The organism is Brevibacterium sp. S22 (assembly GCF_004745485.1).
In the GTDB taxonomy this organism is placed as follows: domain Bacteria; phylum Actinomycetota; class Actinomycetes; order Actinomycetales; family Brevibacteriaceae; genus Brevibacterium.
Genome location: NZ_RHFG01000004.1, coordinates 219,404 through 236,261, shown reverse-complemented (window position 1 = coordinate 236,261; position 16,858 = coordinate 219,404). Strand labels below are relative to the sequence as shown.

The window sequence follows — 16,858 nt, the reverse complement described above, 5'->3', positions numbered from 1 at the left end:
GCGTCTGGTAAGGAGTGGCGATCGGAGTCTGCCAATAGCGCTCAGCAACTCCAGTGTCGCTGGCTGAGACGAAACGAAGAGCCCGAAGGGTGTCGGCGTCGTTGCCGTTAAGGTGCCGTGGGTCGATATGGGCAATGTCATCGACTATATGACTACCGTGGCTCGCCCGTCGGAGAACATCCTCATAACCGAGCCCGGGGAGTCGTTCGATCGGGAGACCGGCAACAGCCTGCAACTGAGGATCGTGGTCGCGTTCCAGGCGCCAGTACTCTTCGGCCGCATCAGCAACTCGCTGCGCGGGATCTGAATGACCAGATGCAGTGGGCGACATAAACGGCTCCTCCTCGAGATTGCCCTCACCCAACGATGCGACACCCCGCAACGCATGTCTAGCAACAGTTGATGAACGAAGAGCATGAAATCGGAACATCCGTTGAATGGTGCGGTAGTGTCGATCTCATGTCAGCAGAGCTCCAGCGATTAGTCGACAACGTAGGGAACCGCCTGAGCCGGTCTGTGGCCATCGACGATGCCGAGCTGCGGCTCAAAGCCTACAATGCACATCAGACAGCGGTCGATGTAGCCCGCAGCGGCTCAATTATGCAGAGAAGTGCGCCACGCACGCTGCGCGACTACGCATACGAATGCGGCGCCGACACGGTCACCGACCTTTTCGACCTTCCTGCACGGCCTGACCTCGGCCTGGATATTGCCCGGATCGGCATACCCGTTCGGCATCAGAACGCGCTGTTGGGATTCCTGTGGCTTCTCGGTTCGGAAGGCTCGGTCGACGCCGAGCAGGCAGATATTCTGCGCCAGGCATGCGAGACTGCCGGGTTGATGCTGCACCGAGAGCATCTTCTCGGGGAGCTCGCTCGCGGACGAGAACGTGAACTCACCCGTGACCTGCTCACGGGTGACGAAGCTACGTGCGAACATGCTGCTGAGCAGCTCGTCACTGAGAATCTGTTCGTCTCACAGCCAGTCAACTGTATCGTCGTCCAACTCAGTCCGGTCCACGAGAAGCTCACCGACCAGGATCGCCTTGCGCTTGCCGCCGGGATCGATTAAGGGCGTAAGCGACTGCCTCAACGTCATGCCCTGGCCTTGGAACGTACAGACCACGCCATCCTGCTGGTAGCGCAGAGTGAGACACTCGCCCACGACCCCAGCCTCGAGTTCGGCGAAGCCATTCGCAATCAAGTCCTCACAGAGAGTTCGGCCGGAACTGTCTGTTGGGTAGGTGCAAGCGGTGCACACCAGAATCTCGACAATGTGAAAGCAGCGTATGCTGAGGCCCGTCAAGCAGCCGAAGTTGCGCAGATCGTGCGAATACTCGGGCCGGTAGTGCACCACAGCGCGCTCGGAATCTACGGTCTGTTGGCCGAAATGCCCCTCGACCGACTCGGTGCTAACATACCGCCAGGTCTGCGCAGGCTTCTTGACTCTGCCACCACGGCGAACGACGACCAGGTTCGCACGCTTGAGACCTATCTCGACAATGCCGGAGAGGTGAAGCGGACGTCTGAGAAGCTCCATATCCATCGTACGAGTCTCTACTATCGGCTCAAACGAATCCAAGAGACGACCGGACTGAGCCTTTCCTCCGGCGACGATCGACTCAGTCTGCATCTGGGACTGAAGATCGCCCGTCTCATCGAACATCGCTGATCGAAGCAGACATAACTGCGTCCCGCACCATCCGCATACGCCACAGTGTGTGAAAATTCCTGGAAAGTCACGGCGCCTGGAACACACACTGGGAAAGCAGTGATCCTCGGCGTTCGAGGGCTGTGGTCTATCTCAGACTGAGAATGACCGTCGCTGGTCAGCGGCCGATGACTATTTCTACATTTGATGGATTGGGGATGGCAATATTTCGGCAATCGCATATATTGGCAATTCTTGCCCTGGCATACGATGAGTCTCACGTAGCACGCGAGGAGGCTGCAATGAAGTCATTGATTTTCATGTCACCTGAGCACGTCAGCCGAATGAATGAGTTGCTTGCTGAGTCGGACTTGGTCCTTGAGGCGTGCGCTGAGCTGGATCGCGGATTCGAGATCGCCTATGAACTTGAAGGTGGACCCGACGGAACCGTGTACTGGGTTCTCGAATTCAGTCCAGACGCAGGGGCAATGTTCTCTCTTGCCCCTCCTAACGCCGCCGATCTGACGTTCTTCGGCAACTGGGCAGAGACCATCCGCAGCAGCAAAGCCGTTCGGGACGGCGACGGGGAAGAGCCGGTCTTTGAGATGCACGGAGACTCCACCGTCCTGACCCGTACAGAAGACGCATTTCGTGCGGCTCAATCGGCAGCGACCGTTCCGGTCGAATTCCCGGATACCGAAGGATTCTATCCGCTCTAGGAATAGACGTCCGGCAAAGCCAGCATTTCCCATTTCGTTCAGAGGAAGCAGACCATGAAATCTGATGAGAGATTGAAATATCCCGAAGCGCGAGTCGTTGACGAGCAGGACACTGTCGCTGGTGTCACCTTCCCTGACCCCTATCGGTGGCTGGAGGAAGAAACCGATGAGACTGCTGATTGGCAGAAGGCTCAGAATGCGGTCACTGACGACTTCGTACGCTCGTGGCCGCATTATGGCCGTCTCCACGAGCTCGTCGATCATCATGTCGCTGACGGCAACGGTTCACCCAACTGGATGGTTGATCCACCGTTGCAATTCGCAGGAGGGCGCTGGTTCCAGTTGGACCGACCGACTGCCACGAAATACCCGGATCGAGCAGTTGTCACCGTGTCGGAATCACCGGGGGATCCGGGCAGAGTCATTTTCGATCCCAACACGACTCCCGGGCAGCAGGTGACATGGTTCGTGCCTTCGCCGAACGGACAGATCGTGGCACTCGGAATTGCGTCAGACGGGCAGGAGCTCGCCGAGATTCAGCTCCTTGACGTCGATTCCGGAGAGCGGTTGTCAGATCGTATCCCTCAGCAGACTGTCGGGCCTCTGGTCACTCCTCAATGGCTCGGCGACAGCACAGGCTTCTTCTACACCGCTGGTGTCCAAACTGCTGATGTGTTCACTTTCGAGGCGTTCTTCCACGAGCTGGGAACGCCGCCGCCGGCCCAGCCTGAACCGGTTGGTGTGCCCGATGATGCGCCGGTCGTCCAGGTGGCAGCCGACGGAAGACACGCCGTTGCCACTTCGGTATGGACTCTGCCGCGCTTTGTCTGCGATCTGCCGCAGCGCAATTGGCGGCCTTTCGTCCATGGGGTGGACGCGGCGGTATGCGGCGTCATCGATGGGGATCGCTATGTTGCTGTCACCAATCACGGAGCGCCTCGCGGCAGGCTCGTGGCGATACCTTTGGACAGTTCGACTCCGGCGGATGCGGATAGTTGGCTGGAGCTTGTTCGCGAGTCCGAGAGAGTTCTTCACCAAGTCCGCCTCATCGGCGGACGTCTGGTCGTCATCGGATCGCTCAATGCTGAGGCTCGCGCCTGGGTCTTCGACCTCAATGGACAGGAACTCGAGGAGGTGCCCCTACCTCGCGGTGGTGCGATGCCGCACGACATCTTGCCGCATGCCGGTCTTGTTCCTTCCGGGCATCCCGAGGAGTTTGTATTTCACTACTCCAGTCCGGCATCTTCTCCGGGTGTGTATCGCTACCGACTCGGGACAGGCCATTTGGAGATTCTCCGCAGCCCGCGCGTCACCATGCCAGATGTCAACGTAGAGCTGAGAACTGCTGTCTCTGCGGACGGAACTCGCGTCCCCTATCATCTCGTCTCCCCGCACAACAGAACGGAATCTCCGTCGTTGCCGACTCTCATCACTGCTTACGGCGGTGGAAGTGTGTCGTGGCCGGCGCAGTATCCGGGACCGCTGGCTGCATTTGTGGCCTCTGGCGGTGCTCTGGCCATATCGCACCAGCGGGGTGGGAGCGATCTGGGCTCCGATTGGGCGGATGCCGGGCGGCTTGCAGACAAGCAGAACAGTTATGACGATCTCTTCTCGGTCGCGGAAGATCTCATCTCGAACGGGCTTTCGTCGCCGGATCAACTGACGATGACCGGGTGGAGCAGTGGCGGACTGACTGCAGGTGTTGCTCTGACTCAGCGTCCTGATCTGTGGGCTGCAGTAGTCTCGCAATGTCCGATATTGGATGTCATCGGCTCTCATCGGCATCCGTATGGGAAATTGGCGATCGCCAGTGACTACGGGGACCTCGATGACCCGGACGAGGTGCGGCGTCTGGCAACGTTTTCGCCTTATCATCTGATCGAGAGCGATGCGGACTATCCGTGGTTCTATGTGCATTCAGGAGCGGTCGACATGGCCTGTCCCCCCGGGCAGATTCGCAAGTTCAGTGCTCGGCTGCAGAACTGCGTGGGCACCTCTACCCCAGCTCTGCTGCGTGTGTGGGATGGGGTTGGGCATGGCACATCATCGAGTCGTTCAGAAGGTGTTCTGCACACGACGCATTGGTTGGCATTTCTCATGCGGAGGTTGGGGATGACACCACCGGAATGACGGTTTCTCCTTTGGGCATGTGCCTGGCTGACGCGCTGAAATCGTTTCGGCCAGGCACTGCAGGGTGAGTAGGTGCTCCTGAGCTTGTTGTCATATGGTGGTGGCGAAATTCGGTGGCTCAGAAGTCGATTTTCTAAATCAGCTGGCGCTGCTGGTCATATACGAAGCAGGTTCTGGCTGCCGCAAGCCGATGCCTGCTCTGCGCCTGCGTCGGCAGGCGACGTTGGTATCCGTATTGCGTGGGTGACCTGAGCTCTCGATCCGAGCGTTATCAAACATATCCCAATGCTCTCTCGCGTACCCTTTTGCCTACGACCGGGCAACATTTTTCGGTGGGCTTTCGACTGAGCATTCGACTGTTCATGGCCTTCCCGGCGAAGGCAGCTGATGTGCGCCGTGGAGTTGCTGATCATGTAATGCTGGATGCCAAAGTTAGGTATCTAGTGTCGCGTTTCTGAAATTAGTCGAGGTTTCGCTTTCTCGAGGACTTGTTCAGGCGTCTTCGTCCACACAAAGGGGTGCTTGCGTTTGTTCCACCCAATGATGAAAGCCCGAATCTTCGCGTTGAGATCCTTCACCGATGTGAACACGCCACGCTTGATCGCTTGGCGATCGATGATGCCGAACCAGACCTCCACGAGGTTCAGCCACGACCCTGACGTCGGGGAGGGGGCACCTCCCGCTTGCGGGGGAAAATGCACATGGAATCGCGGATGCTCATCCAGCCACTGACGCACTTCGGCTGTCCTGTGAGTGGCGTAGTTGTCCAACACCAGATGCAGCTCCTGGTTCGGGTATGTTCGATCGATCTGACGCAGAAACGACAGAAACTCCTGCCGACGATGCCGAGGTCTCACCGCGCCGGTGACCTGTCCCGTAGCGACCTCCAAGGCGGCGAACAGAGTTGAGGTTCCATGTCGGTGATAATCGTGGGTGCGCCTCTTCGCATCGCCCATGCGCATCGGCAGCAACGGTGCCGTGCGGTCGAGTGCCTGGATTTGGGATTTCTCGTCGACACTGAGGACCACCGCATTCTCCGGTGGTGCCAGGTACAAGCCGATGACGTCGGTGACTTTCGCTTCCAGTTCGGGATCGGTGGAGAACTTGAACGTCTCGGCCTTCCACGGTTGGATTCCGTACTCGCGCCAGGCCCGAGCAACGGTCGCGTTGCCGACCTTCAGGTGCTTGCCCAACAGACGCGATGACCAGTGAGTGACTCCGTACTTCTTCGGTGGCGGCATCAGGGTGGTCGTGACGATATCGAAGTGATCAAGCTGCTTCGGACGTCCTGAGCGAGGATCATCACCGAGTCCGGCGATGCCAGATTCGCTATAGCGGGCCCGCCATTTCAGCACGGTCACTACGGACGAGTCGGTCAATTCGGCGATGTGCGTGTTCGCGAGTCCATCGGCGGCCAGCAACACGATCCGTGCCCGCGTGGCCAGGCCGGCCTTGATCGTCGAGGAGCGCACCCATTCCCGCAGGAAGTCCTCTTCGCCTTCGTGTAGAACAAGTGCTGGAGCAGGAGAATTCGCCATACCCAATTCTCGCAAACACTCAACCATTCAGAAACTAACGACACGAGACGCTAGGCGGCTTTGCCGACCGGTTGGATGGGTGCTTTGGTCGTGTTCGGGCGTCCTCAGGGACGCCCAGGACCCGGTCTGGCCACTATCGGCGCACACGCTGGATGAGTCAGTGTCTGGTGGATGCGGCGAAAGCCTGCACGTACGCGGGCAGGGGTGAGTCTTTCCGGCGGTAGCGGCTTCTGCCACGGCGACCGGCCGTCATGGCTGAGACGTCGAAGTGGGTGGCCTGGTACAACCAGATGAGGTTGCACTCAGTGATTGACTTACTGACCGCCGTTTGAGATCCATTCTGAATGGATCGGGCAGTCCGTGGCTGGACCCCGCGGCTGCTTAGGAAACCAAGAAGAGAAGCCTCTACGCCTCGGAGCCTGACGGCAACCGCACGCGAAATCGTTGGGTTCCGAGCCGGTGGATCGTTTTTTACTGACGGTAGTGTTCGTAGGCGAGCTGGCTGATTTCTTGGGGCGTGTATTTATTCTCTTCACCGCTGGAAATGTAGCCCCGTTCCAGGCCGTCCATGATGTAGATGCGGTGGGTGAATTCGACCAGCCCTTGGTTGCTGGTGTCGGGAAGTGCGGAAAGGACGATTCGAGCATTGCGCAGTTGGTCCTCCGTCACACCGTTTTTGAGCGCTCCGTTCCGCAGTCCCGACTTGTTCATCCCCAGGAGATCGGCGGTCATCATCATGGCGACGATTTCGTACACGTATCCAATGCTGTGGTTCGTCACTGCAATCGCTCCTCTGTCTCGACCCGGGGTGTGTTGATCCTATCCGAGACAGGAGGCGCATCGAAGGGGGCGGTGCAAAGGGGCTGTTGTGTCTCATGGACAGTCACTGAGCAGGGAACGAGGGATGCGTGGTGTCTTCGTACGGCAAAGGCCTCGTGCTCGATGGCCGAATTGCTTCATTGGCTGTAGGCAATGGGAGCACGGGGACCGTTTCTGAATCTCTACATGCTTTGACCCGAGCGTGCAAAGTGAGAGAAGGACCAGAGGCGGGTGAGCCGGTTCTTTAACGCGCCGCGCATGCATGACCATGCTTCCGTGACAGTGGACGAGTCCCACTCCATCGAAGTGGGGCAGCGCTGAGCTGAGTTGCCGATCGTTCGGTTCACGCTCGAACCGAACGATCGCACTGCGGGGACGACACGCCGGGAAAAAGATAACAGCGACTCCATTGACGGCTTCCGGTAGTATGGTGCACCAGGAGAGAGGCAGCTTGCAGTCTGAAGCGAATGGACTGCGAGTGATAATTCTATGGTTTGGAAGTTTGAATGTCTTTCTCTGCAACGCAATGTGAGTCCCTCTGGCGTCGTCAACGTCAGCCGGATGCCGTGCGTCGGGTTGAGGTTCGCCTCCCCGCATATTCCGCCGTATTTGAGTATGAATCTGCGGCGAAGATTGCGTCGTTCTCATCAGCAGTAGAGAGGCTCATTGATGGTGCCTTGATTCGGGAGGTGATCGAGCCTCCGGACAACGGCTGAATATATCAGAGGATCCGAGTGGTAGCTCGGATCCTCTTCAACGATATTTCCGCAGATCGACCTTCTGCTACTCATTGACTGACCTCGAGGAGGAATCAGTGCCTTCATTATGCCTTTATTTCTTGGCACAAGTCAACGTTCCGCGTTGACTCATAGAAAACCTCCGCGTAACCATCATCGTTGCCTCATTTGAAAACCTCCGGCACGGCCGGGTCGTTGACTCAGAACAAAACCTCCGCCACCGGAGTGGCTCCACCAGGCAGGCATCAATGACGAGTACGCCTGATTTTCATGGAGTTGACAATGAAGCAACGACAAGCCGTGACGAAGAAGAAGGCCCTTGCCTACAAACGCACCGACCGGGCCGGCAAGACCCGGATCCTCGATGAACTCGTCGACCTCACCGGCTGGCATCGTGACTACGCCCGCCAAGCGTTAAGGAACGCGCTGACCCCGACCATCGTCAAACCCAAACCGGGCCGGAAACCCGTCTATGGACCCGACCTGATGCCAGCGCTGATCACCTGCTGGGCGGTACTGCGAGCACCAGCAGGACGCCTCCTGGCCGCGATGCTGCCGACTCTGGTGCCGATGCTGCGCCGCGACAAAGAACTCGACATCACCGATGACCAAGCAGACCTGCTCATGAAGATGAGTGCGGCGACCATCGATCGCAAGCTCGCCGGCGAGCGGAAGAAGATGCTTCCCCGGGGCCGGTCCCACACCAAGCCCGGATCCCTGCTGAAGTCACAGATCCCCATCCGTACCTGGGCTGAGTGGGACGACGCGGTGCCCGGGTTCGTCGAAATCGACCTCGTCGGCCACGAGGGCGGCAACGCCGCCGGCGAGTACTGCTTCACCCTGACCGTGACCGATATCAGCACGGGCTGGACGGTGAACAGGTCGGTGAAGAACAAGGCCGCGAAATGGGTCTTCGAAGCCCTCGAGCACGTCATCAGCGTCTTCCCCTTCCCGATCATCGGCATCGACTCCGACAACGGGTCAGAGTTCATCAACGACCACCTGTTGGCCTACTGCACCGACCACAAGATCACGTTCACCCGGTCAAGGGCCGGAAACAAAAACGATGGCGCTCATGTCGAGCAGAAGAACTGGGCCAGAGTCCGCGAACTCGTCGGCTACCTCCGCTACGACACGCCAGCCGAACTCGAGCTGCTCAACCAGATCTGGGAACTCGACCGAGTGTTCACGAACTATCTGCTCCCACAACAGAAACTCATCTCCAAGACCCGCCACGGAGCTAAAGTCTCAAAGCAACACGACCAGCCGAAGACGCCCCACCAGCGAGCGATTGCGCACGAGACCATGCGCAAACGCCCGATCATCACGATGAATGCTGCGTTCAAACGGATCAAACCGGCGGCCCTGGAGCGACAGGTCCTCGACCTCACTGGTCGGCTCGAGGCACTATCGGTGGCGAAGAACCCAGCCCGGGCCAAGCCTGTGCCCCACCGGTTCTGGGAACACGGGTGAACTTCCGGAGGTTCTCATCTGAGGCAACGACCCTGCCGTGCCGGAGGTTTTCCTATGAGGCAACGATGTTTCTTTCCCGGAGGTATTGCAATGAGGCTTCAGGCGTTCATGCTCTGCCACACATTGGTAGGAACTCATCGTGGCTGGCTTAGTCTCTGTCGGCGGGCAGCGCGTCAGTGACCCTGTCTGTGTCATCGGCGTCTATCGGCCGTCACCGTCATCAGTGCCTCCGGCAGAATGGGACCGGATCCGAGATGAGGTTCGGGCTGCTGTTGAGCGAGCCGATCATGGCTCTGCGCGCGCGGCCCTGTGCGCTATCCGTTACACAACCCAGTTAACTGTGTGGGCTCTTCGACAGGACGCACCCCTTGATATGGGGCGGATCTTGGTGCCGGCGATGATTGATCACTTCGTCGCGACTGCATTGGCGGACCTGTCGATGAGTAGTAAGAGCTCAGTGCGTTCACATTTGCGACGAGTGGCTCAGGCACAGTCACCGGCGTGGTCTCCGGCAGTGATGTTCCCCCGCCCGTCGACACTGTCGGGCCCGTATACTTCCGACACCCTTGCAGCCTACTGGCAGGCAGCATACGCGCAGGCGACTGTCCGTCGTCAACGCGTGCTCAAGACCGTGCTGACCCTCGGCGGGGGAGCCGGATTGCAGGCGTCGGAGATTCTGTCGGTATCCGCTGCCGAGAATGTGCGTCAGCATCCACATGATGACCGCTTGTGGGTGATCGTTTTACCGGATCGGACTGTGCCCGTTCGCATCGACTATGCACCTGTTCTCGCGGACTTGTGCGAACGGTACCCGACAGGGCGGCTGATCGGGCGAGTGTCACGAAAAGTCAATGATCCCATGGGCGCGATGCTGGAAGGTATTGAATTCCCTGTCCATCTTCCACCGTTGCGGTGCCGTCGACTCCGGATCACCTGGATGGCCCGGGTTCTCAATGATGATGTTCGCATCAGCGAGTTCCAGCGAGTGTCGGGCACAGCGTCGGCGAAGTCGCTGGAAGGACTGACACCCCATATTCCGGTTCGAGCTGATGCCAGCGAGTATCTGTTCAAAGCGGCGGGTATCAATGCCGAGGCGTGAGTCTGTCATCGTCGACCCTGTCGCGGCCCACGTTTTCCGGCGGGCATGCGCCGCTGTCGATCCGTCGCTTGTCAAGACGCTCCAAGAACGGATGACGGCCCGTGTTGGTCGTCCTCGGGCACAGTCGTGGTACGTGATGTTGGTGCTGGCGATGATCGCGGCGATCGAATCGAATGGTGAGTTGTTCTTGACCCGAATCAACCGTGTCGCTGGGAGGCTGACTGCGAAGCAACGACAACGCATCGGTATGGAACGTGCCGCATCGTATTCGCAAGTCGATCGGGCACTGACAGACCTGTCCCGCGCGGTCGAAGAGACTGTAGACAATGACACAGGGGAATACACGCCACCGAAACTGGGCATGGGCCTCGATGACCTCGCTTCACTCATCGTCAGTGGGGTATTGCCCGAGCACTTGAAGAATCGACCCAGCGTGGCCGTGGATTCGACAGACTATGAGACTCATCGCCGTCGCCGCGCATGGAGGAAGACCCCGGACGTTGCGCCAGGATCGCTGCCGGAACCCGACGCCAAGCCTGTGAAACCGGGGGCCAACGAAAGCGGGTGGCCACGGATCGGCGATGACGGACGCATTCAGGCCACGTTCGATCCCGATGCCCGCGAAGGATACCGGGCGGGGAAGAACCTCTCACCCAAGGGTGTCTTTGTCGGATGGGACCTGCATTTCGCGGCCTGCGTGGGCGAGTCACCGGAAGACGCGGTTGCGCCCTTAACGACTGCGTTTTCAATCAAGCCTGCTGGTGACTATAAGGCAGACGGAGGTTTGGGGGTCCTCGACGCGTTGATCCGCGACGACCGTGGACCGGACACAGCATTGGTCGATCGCGGATACTCATACCTCAGCGCCGAGAACTGGGCACGCGAACTCGGTCTACGAGGCATCGAACAGGTTTGTGACCTGCACACGAATCAGCGAGGCGTCCATCCTGGGCCGAAACCCCACACCATCTTCGTCGATGGTGCTCTGTTCATCGACGCATTACCGACTCGGCTGCGAAATCTGCCGGGTTTCTCGATCGGAGAGACTCAGGAAGAAACCGTCGAAAAGGTGGCATTGTACGAAGAACGCCTGCCATACCTTTTCGCCCGACTCGGGCCCCCGGACCTGAAACGGGGGACCCAAAGGGTGCGTGGCCCGGCCCTAACCGGTCGTGTGCGTTGCCCGAACAATGCGAAATCGATGAGACTGAGTCCGGCGACTCGACCGACCTTGGACTGCGACCCGCACGGATGCGCCTGCTCTATAGCACCGACTCTGGGACCGGATGATCATCTGCAAATACGACAGCGCCACCCCTACGGGACACAGCAATGGAAGGCTGACTACAATCGACGCAATCACGTCGAGTCATACAACGCCAGCATCAAATTCCATCACTCACGCCTCGCCCGCGGCAGTACTCGTGTGCTGGGGACGAACAAGACCGGAATTCTGGTGGCACTGCTGGTCGCGGCGAACAATATTGAGGTACTCCTATCGGCGTATGAGTGGGATCCAGGAGCCCCGAACGTGCCCGCCGAGGAAGTCACGTGGAGGCCATCGTCGTCGCAAATCACAAAAAGGAGAGCATTTGCTCACCGGACCAGGCGGAAGCCGGACCAACCACCGCCTGGCGAACCTGCAGACGGCGTCGATTGGCTGCAACCATTTTCTCTGCCCAGTAACTGATCAACACCTCTAGCGACGGCCCGTGCCCGAATTCGTTCGTGCACGGGCCAATTTATGCTGTTGTGGCCCGTCGGCATGGTGTCTCATACGGTGAGGGTGACTGAAACTCGCCCTGTGTGGAGTCACGGCGGCGTATCTGGTCGATTCGAATGGGCGAGAGGGCCTGTGGCGGAGTTTCGCGAACCCACTCCCAGAAATTTCGCGAACTACCCGTGGTGGGCCCCGTGGGGATCGAACCCACGACCCGCGGATTAAAAGTCCGCTGCTCTACCAACTGAGCTAGAGGCCCCGCCCCACCGCAGGCGCAGGACACAGGCCCGACAATGCATGGTGGAGACGAATTAATAGTAGAGGCAGGCGCCCAGATTACTCAAACCAGGGGCTGCCATCGGCGGCCATCGGCCGTCAGCCGAAACCCGGACCTTTTCAACGGCCCGCCCCGGCCGGACCTTTCGACGGCCCGCCCCGGCCGGACCTTTCGACGGCCCGCCCCGGCTGGCCCTACTTCTCGAGACGGCCCGCCCGGCCGGCCCTACTTCTCCAGTCCGCGCTGATCCTCACCCGTGTAGGTGCGAGGCAGCCCGTCCGGCGCCTCGAGCTCAGCAGAGTCGCTGGGCTCGATGACCTCGGACTCGATGCCCTTGTCCTTCTTCAGCTTTCCGAGCAGAGCCGAGACGTGCTTGAGGCTCGACAGCAGCTTCCGGTCCTTCTTCGGAGCGACGTATTCGGGATCGGTCTCGATGGGGAAGACCGTCGGCGCGGCGCCGAAGGCCTCCTTCGACTCCGCGGCGACCTTCCGCGCCATCTGCCCGTTCACCACAGCTCCGATGACCGCACCGATGCCGAAAGGCAGCAGGCGGCCGACCAGCGACCCGCCGGCGCGAGTTGCGAACTTGCGGATGAAGGTCTTGCGCAGCTTGCGCACGAGCAGGTCGACCAGGGGAGCGGGCAGCTGTTTGGTCACGGTGGCGCCCCAGCTGCCGAACATCGACTCCACGCCGCCGTTCTGCTTGCTGAACTTCTGGATGAGGTTCTTTCCGTCCTTGCCCAGCATGAGACCGAGTACCAGCGCGTTCGCCCGCTTGGCATCGGCGACCGGCAATCCGTGGATCTCTGCGATCGCCTGTGCGAACAGTGCAGTGCCTTCGAGGAACCCCGCAGTTTCGACGCTGGCGACACCCAGGGCGGCCGTCGTGCCAAGCCCCGGAACGGCAGCAGTCGCACCGACAGCGGCACCGCCCGAGGTCGTCAGCGTCAGGTAGTGCCGGCGAATGATCTTGATGAGCTCTTCGGGGGTTGCGTCCGGGTGCCTGCGGCGCAGACTGCGCACGTATGCCAGCGCAGCGGGCCGCTGCACGGACAGCAGACGCGACAACATCGACTGGGCGCGGGGATTGAGGGTGCCGTCGTCATTGACTGCCAACTTCGCAGCCTTGTCGAGGCCCGTCTTCGCCACTGATGATTTTGCCACGAGAGTTCCTCCTCGTTTCGGTCACTTGCGACTGCAGGTCGCAGACGCGAATCACGGATAAGTCTAATTGCGGCCGTTGTGAGTCTGAGGAGTGGAACCTGACCGTGCGGCGAAAGTCCGAATGTGCTCCACGTCCTAGTCCCCGCGCGCCCGCAGGGACTAGACTGCCCTGACCATGTCACAGCGCGCATTCCACCGTCCCGTCCCCCTGGCCGACCTCGACGCCGTCGGTGCCGTCGACGATCCCGTCGCCCGTTCGGAGACCTCGCACGCCACGGCGGCACTGCTGCTCGGCGATTCCGACGGCAACCGCAACGAGGCTGCCACCAGGCGCTTCGTCGAACTCGCCGATGACATCGGCTTCGAAGTCATCGCCGAGATGTGGTCCGCCGCTCCAGCCGTCTCCGCACCCGGTGCGCTGTGGCGCCTCTACGCGCTGCGCCAATGGATCAAGTCCGCACCTCGCGAACTCTCCGAGATGTTCTCCGACGGTCAGCGTCGCATGACCGAAGGCATCGGCTACGACGAGATCCTCGCCGGCGTCGAACTGCCCGCCGGACCCGATGAAGTGGCCCACGCCATCGACGAGATCCTCGTCGGAGCCTTCCGCGGCGACGTCGTCATCGCTCTGCTGCGCGCCGCCGCCTTCGTCGGCATCTGCGCGGCAGGCACCGACGACCACGACACCGGCACCCGCCTGCACCGACTCTCCCAGGACTTGTCCGACGCGGCCGTCGCCCATCGCCGAGGCGGCCTCGACTGACCGTGTGACCACCGGAATCACCGGCCCCGACCGACCCTGTGTGCCCGTGTCACCACCGCAATCACCTCCGCCGAGGCGGCCCCGATCGAGCGTGCGATCACCGGAATCACCGGCCCTGACCGGCCCTGTACGACCGATCCCTGCCGGGACCGGCTATTCCCTCCCGACCGACACCGGGACTGTGAGATTCTCAACGGACGGAGGGCCGCCTCGGCGGTGGATTCTTGAGCATGAACGAGTATCGTAGGGGGTGGCCTTCGGGCCACCGGACGCTGGATCGCTGAAGCCCCGGGCTCCAAATTCAGCCGCTTCGAGCGGCCTTCCGCCGAGAGGCGCTCTCGGTCCAGCGTTCGGCACATACCACCCAGGCACCATGCACATTCGTCCGGCTCGTCCGGGCCCCGGGCAGGAGGAGCGCATGCGGCTCAAGCGGGTACCGCAGGACACTGTCTTCTACGAGCGGTTGTCCGATCTCGTCTCTCAGATGCGGCAGTGCAACCTGGTGCTCGCCGAGCTCTCCGGAATCGAAATCAGCGAGCGGCGCGACGTCGCTGACCGCCTCCGCGAGATCGGGGACAACGCCGATGAGGACATGGGTGCGATGCTGCGTGCGCTGCGCGAGAACTACATCACCCCCTTCGACCGCTACGACCTCTACCTGCTCAGCCACCACATGCGTGAGATCTGCCATCGGCTGCACGGGGTCGGATACGTTCTCGCTTCCGGAGCCTTCGACCCGCTGCCCTCCGGCGTCCCCGAGACCCTTGCTGTGCTGTCGAACCAGACCGACCACACCTCGCGGATGATCACCCGGCTGCCGGGCAGACTGGACCAGTGGGACTACGTCGACGCAATCAATCGGCTGACCTACCAGGTCGAAAGCCTGCAGTGGCGGATGTCGGATGCGGTGCCGAACTCCAAACGCGGGCTCACCTATATGGCGGCCGTGTCCCAACTCGGACAGGCCTTCGTCCGCGCCGCCCACGGGTTCACCGAACTCGGCAAGGTCGTCGCCGCCATCGCGATCAAGGAGTCGTAATCCGTGGAGCTGCTCTTGGCGGCAGTCGTCATCGCCGCGGTGATCTTCGCCGGCTCGAACGGATTCCACGACGCCGCCCTGACCGTCGGCAACGCGGTCGTCGGACGTGCGATGCGCCCCGGGTGGGCGCTCAGCCTGGCCGTCATCTTCAACTTCATCGGCGCCCTCCTCGGTGAGGGAATCGCCATCGTCGTGGCCAACCAGATCGTGCTCTTCTCCGGTTCGGCCGACCTCATCCTCACCAGCCTGATCATCGCCTTCGTTGCGGCCACGACCTGGAGCCTGTTCACGTACTGCTTGGCGCTGCCGGTGTCGTCGACCCACTGTCTCATCGGCGGACTGCTCGGGGCCGGAATCATCTTCGGCTTCTCCGTCAATACCGGGGAGGCGATGGACTCCGTGGTGTGGCCGCTGGTGCTCTCGCCCATCCTCGGATTCATCCTGGCATGGGTGCTCACACTCATCCTGTCGAGGGCACTCGCCTCCGCTCCGCCGAAGCCGCTGTTCCGCGGTGCACGCATGGTCGATTCTGTGCTCACGGCGGCACTGTCGCTCGTCCACGGAGTCCAGGACGCACAGAAGGTCGCGGCCCTGGTCATGGTCGGGATTCTTGCCGTCGAGGCGACTCCGCACGATGGTCTGTCCATCGTCGAGATCTCCTGGCCGGTGCGTCTCCTCATCGCCGCGGCGCTGGCTGCGGGCACCGGTCTGAGCGGATGGCGAGTGGTCCAGACGCTGTCGGTGCGCATGGTCCGACTCGATCCCCTCAAATCCTCCATCGCCGATGGCGCGGCCACGATCCTCATGTACACCGCCGCCCTGATCATGCGCGTTCCTGTGTCATTGACGTTCGTGCTCGGCTCATCGATCCTCGGCACCCAGTACGCCGGGCGCAAGGGCCACGCAAGAGCCCGGTATTTTCTGCCGATGTTCGGCGTCTGGCTGCTGACGATCCCCGCTGCAGCACTGCTTGCCGTGGTGCTCGGATGGATCGTCAAGGTCTCCGTCGGATTCTGACTTCCCACTCAAGGTCGGCCTCCCGAGCGAGGTTGGGCTCCCACTCAAGGGCGACTTCCCGGACAGGGTGGCGGACCCGAGTTTCGGAGGCACCCAGACTCGGAGGTACCCAGGCCCTGAGGTACCCAACCGCGGAGGACCCAGGGTCGGCGGAACCCGGGCCCGGGGGTCTTGCGGGGGCGCGGGGTTCGCCGCAGCCCGGGCCGAGCCCGACGAAGCGGTCGACGGATCAGCCCCGCGACTTCCGCCCGAAGACGAAGCCGGTGGTGATCATGGCTGCAGCGAGGACGAAGTGCAGCCAGTTGTCGGCGGTGTTGAGCCCGACGAAGTTGCCCATCGACTCCATCGGAATCACCATCCCGTAGATCCACAGCACCGCATAGATGATGCCGCCGATGATGAGGTAGTTCTTCGCCAATCCGCGCGAGCGGAGCCCGAGCATTCCGACGAGTCCGAACAGCAGATGGACGATGTTGTGGAGCACCGTGACCTGGAAGAGACCGAGCAGCGCCGCGTCCGTATGATGTCCGGCGAAGCTGATCGAGCCGAGGTTCGCGGTGATGCCCGGGACGAATCCGAGGATGCCCACGAGCAGGAACACGGCGCCGAAGAGCCCCGAGACCATCTGCACCTGCGAACGCGTGCTGCGTGAGGCTGCGGCCGACTGTGACGACATCGAGATATTCATGACGATCCTTTCCCAAAGGTGACTG

Annotated in this window: 15 protein-coding genes and 1 tRNA gene; 11 read left to right on the top strand and 5 right to left on the bottom strand. The window is 61.0% G+C overall.

Annotated features, from left to right (window positions below; genetic code table 11):
* Nucleotides 1–127 precede the first annotated feature (127 nt).
* The 5 genes from EB835_RS20255 (at nucleotide 128) to EB835_RS06500 (ending at nucleotide 4,499) form a co-directional block, all read left to right on the top strand.
* Entirely contained in the window at nucleotides 128–307 is a 180-nt protein-coding gene (locus EB835_RS20255; protein ID WP_168216637.1) for a hypothetical protein, read from the top strand.
* A gap of 95 nt (nucleotides 308–402) precedes the next feature.
* Nucleotides 403–1,071, top strand: a complete 669-nt coding sequence (locus EB835_RS06515) for a hypothetical protein (RefSeq protein WP_135808642.1) — start codon at nucleotides 403–405, stop codon at nucleotides 1,069–1,071.
* A gap of 12 nt (nucleotides 1,072–1,083) precedes the next feature.
* On the top strand, nucleotides 1,084–1,671 hold the full coding sequence (locus tag EB835_RS06510; RefSeq protein ID WP_276605986.1) for a PucR family transcriptional regulator: 588 nt from the start codon (nucleotides 1,084–1,086) through the stop codon (nucleotides 1,669–1,671).
* A 143-nt stretch (nucleotides 1,672–1,814) separates the two neighbouring features.
* Nucleotides 1,815–2,369, top strand: a complete 555-nt coding sequence (locus tag EB835_RS06505) for a hypothetical protein (protein WP_135808640.1) — start codon at nucleotides 1,815–1,817, stop codon at nucleotides 2,367–2,369.
* A gap of 54 nt (nucleotides 2,370–2,423) precedes the next feature.
* Nucleotides 2,424–4,499: a prolyl oligopeptidase family serine peptidase gene (locus EB835_RS06500; RefSeq protein ID WP_135808639.1), complete on the top strand. Its 2,076-nt coding sequence runs from the start codon at nucleotides 2,424–2,426 to the stop codon at nucleotides 4,497–4,499.
* Between the two features lie 440 nt (nucleotides 4,500–4,939).
* On the opposite strand, the gene EB835_RS06495 is transcribed toward EB835_RS06500, so the two are convergent.
* Together EB835_RS06495 and EB835_RS06490 are read right to left on the bottom strand one after the other, a co-directional pair.
* On the bottom strand, nucleotides 4,940–6,037 hold the full coding sequence (locus EB835_RS06495; protein WP_240688588.1) for an IS630 family transposase: 1,098 nt from the start codon (nucleotides 6,035–6,037) through the stop codon (nucleotides 4,940–4,942).
* 471 nt (nucleotides 6,038–6,508) lie between these two features.
* Complete coding sequence (locus tag EB835_RS06490) at nucleotides 6,509–6,793, bottom strand: hypothetical protein (protein WP_135808638.1); 285 nt, start codon at nucleotides 6,791–6,793, stop codon at nucleotides 6,509–6,511.
* Between the two features lie 1,082 nt (nucleotides 6,794–7,875).
* Between EB835_RS06490 and EB835_RS06485 the strand changes: the two genes are divergently transcribed.
* The 3 genes from EB835_RS06485 to EB835_RS06475 all read left to right on the top strand — a co-directional run bounded on the left by EB835_RS06485 (nucleotide 7,876) and on the right by EB835_RS06475 (nucleotide 11,855).
* A complete protein-coding gene (locus tag EB835_RS06485; RefSeq protein ID WP_135808637.1) occupies nucleotides 7,876–9,066 on the top strand; it encodes an integrase catalytic domain-containing protein in 1,191 nt (396 codons plus the stop codon).
* A 397-nt stretch (nucleotides 9,067–9,463) separates the two neighbouring features.
* Nucleotides 9,464–10,165, top strand: a complete 702-nt coding sequence (locus EB835_RS06480; protein ID WP_135808636.1) for a hypothetical protein — start codon at nucleotides 9,464–9,466, stop codon at nucleotides 10,163–10,165.
* Between the two features lie 136 nt (nucleotides 10,166–10,301).
* On the top strand, nucleotides 10,302–11,855 hold the full coding sequence (locus EB835_RS06475; protein ID WP_240688592.1) for a transposase: 1,554 nt from the start codon (nucleotides 10,302–10,304) through the stop codon (nucleotides 11,853–11,855).
* Between the two features lie 213 nt (nucleotides 11,856–12,068).
* Here EB835_RS06475 and EB835_RS06470 read toward each other — a convergent pair.
* A tRNA-Lys gene (locus EB835_RS06470) sits at nucleotides 12,069–12,144 on the bottom strand.
* A gap of 243 nt (nucleotides 12,145–12,387) precedes the next feature.
* The gene (locus tag EB835_RS06465) at nucleotides 12,388–13,326 is read right to left on the bottom strand and encodes a hypothetical protein (protein ID WP_135808634.1); all 939 of its coding nucleotides are present in this window, start codon (nucleotides 13,324–13,326) and stop codon (nucleotides 12,388–12,390) included.
* Between the two features lie 175 nt (nucleotides 13,327–13,501).
* Here EB835_RS06465 and EB835_RS06460 point away from each other — a divergent pair, with 175 nt between their 5' ends.
* The 3 genes from EB835_RS06460 to EB835_RS06450 all read left to right on the top strand — a co-directional run bounded on the left by EB835_RS06460 (nucleotide 13,502) and on the right by EB835_RS06450 (nucleotide 16,145).
* A complete protein-coding gene (locus tag EB835_RS06460) occupies nucleotides 13,502–14,089 on the top strand; it encodes a hypothetical protein (protein WP_240688587.1) in 588 nt (195 codons plus the stop codon).
* A 418-nt stretch (nucleotides 14,090–14,507) separates the two neighbouring features.
* Nucleotides 14,508–15,128, top strand: coding sequence for a DUF47 domain-containing protein (locus EB835_RS06455; RefSeq protein ID WP_135808633.1), 621 nt, complete (start codon nucleotides 14,508–14,510; stop codon nucleotides 15,126–15,128).
* Nucleotides 15,129–15,131: 3 nt separating this feature from the next.
* Nucleotides 15,132–16,145 (top strand): inorganic phosphate transporter, encoded by a 1,014-nt coding sequence (locus tag EB835_RS06450; protein ID WP_135808632.1) that lies wholly within the window; start codon nucleotides 15,132–15,134, stop codon nucleotides 16,143–16,145.
* Between the two features lie 229 nt (nucleotides 16,146–16,374).
* Here EB835_RS06450 and EB835_RS06445 read toward each other — a convergent pair whose 3' ends face one another.
* On the bottom strand, nucleotides 16,375–16,833 hold the full coding sequence (locus tag EB835_RS06445; RefSeq protein WP_240688586.1) for a DUF4383 domain-containing protein: 459 nt from the start codon (nucleotides 16,831–16,833) through the stop codon (nucleotides 16,375–16,377).
* Nucleotides 16,834–16,858: the final 25 nt, after the last annotated feature.

Coding starts and splice junctions, on each gene's coding strand:
- EB835_RS20255 (WP_168216637.1), top strand. CDS start 128: ATGGGCAATGTCATCGACTATATGACTACCGTGGCTCGCCCGTCGGAG.
- EB835_RS06515 (WP_135808642.1), top strand. CDS start 403: ATGAACGAAGAGCATGAAATCGGAACATCCGTTGAATGGTGCGGTAGT.
- EB835_RS06505 (WP_135808640.1), top strand. CDS start 1,815: ATGACCGTCGCTGGTCAGCGGCCGATGACTATTTCTACATTTGATGGA.
- EB835_RS06500 (WP_135808639.1), top strand. CDS start 2,424: ATGAAATCTGATGAGAGATTGAAATATCCCGAAGCGCGAGTCGTTGAC.
- EB835_RS06495 (WP_240688588.1), bottom strand. CDS start 6,037: ATGGCGAATTCTCCTGCTCCAGCACTTGTTCTACACGAAGGCGAAGAG.
- EB835_RS06485 (WP_135808637.1), top strand. CDS start 7,876: ATGAAGCAACGACAAGCCGTGACGAAGAAGAAGGCCCTTGCCTACAAA.
- EB835_RS06480 (WP_135808636.1), top strand. CDS start 9,464: ATGATTGATCACTTCGTCGCGACTGCATTGGCGGACCTGTCGATGAGT.
- EB835_RS06475 (WP_240688592.1), top strand. CDS start 10,302: ATGTTGGTGCTGGCGATGATCGCGGCGATCGAATCGAATGGTGAGTTG.
- EB835_RS06460 (WP_240688587.1), top strand. CDS start 13,502: ATGTCACAGCGCGCATTCCACCGTCCCGTCCCCCTGGCCGACCTCGAC.
- EB835_RS06455 (WP_135808633.1), top strand. CDS start 14,508: ATGCGGCTCAAGCGGGTACCGCAGGACACTGTCTTCTACGAGCGGTTG.
- EB835_RS06445 (WP_240688586.1), bottom strand. CDS start 16,833: ATGAATATCTCGATGTCGTCACAGTCGGCCGCAGCCTCACGCAGCACG.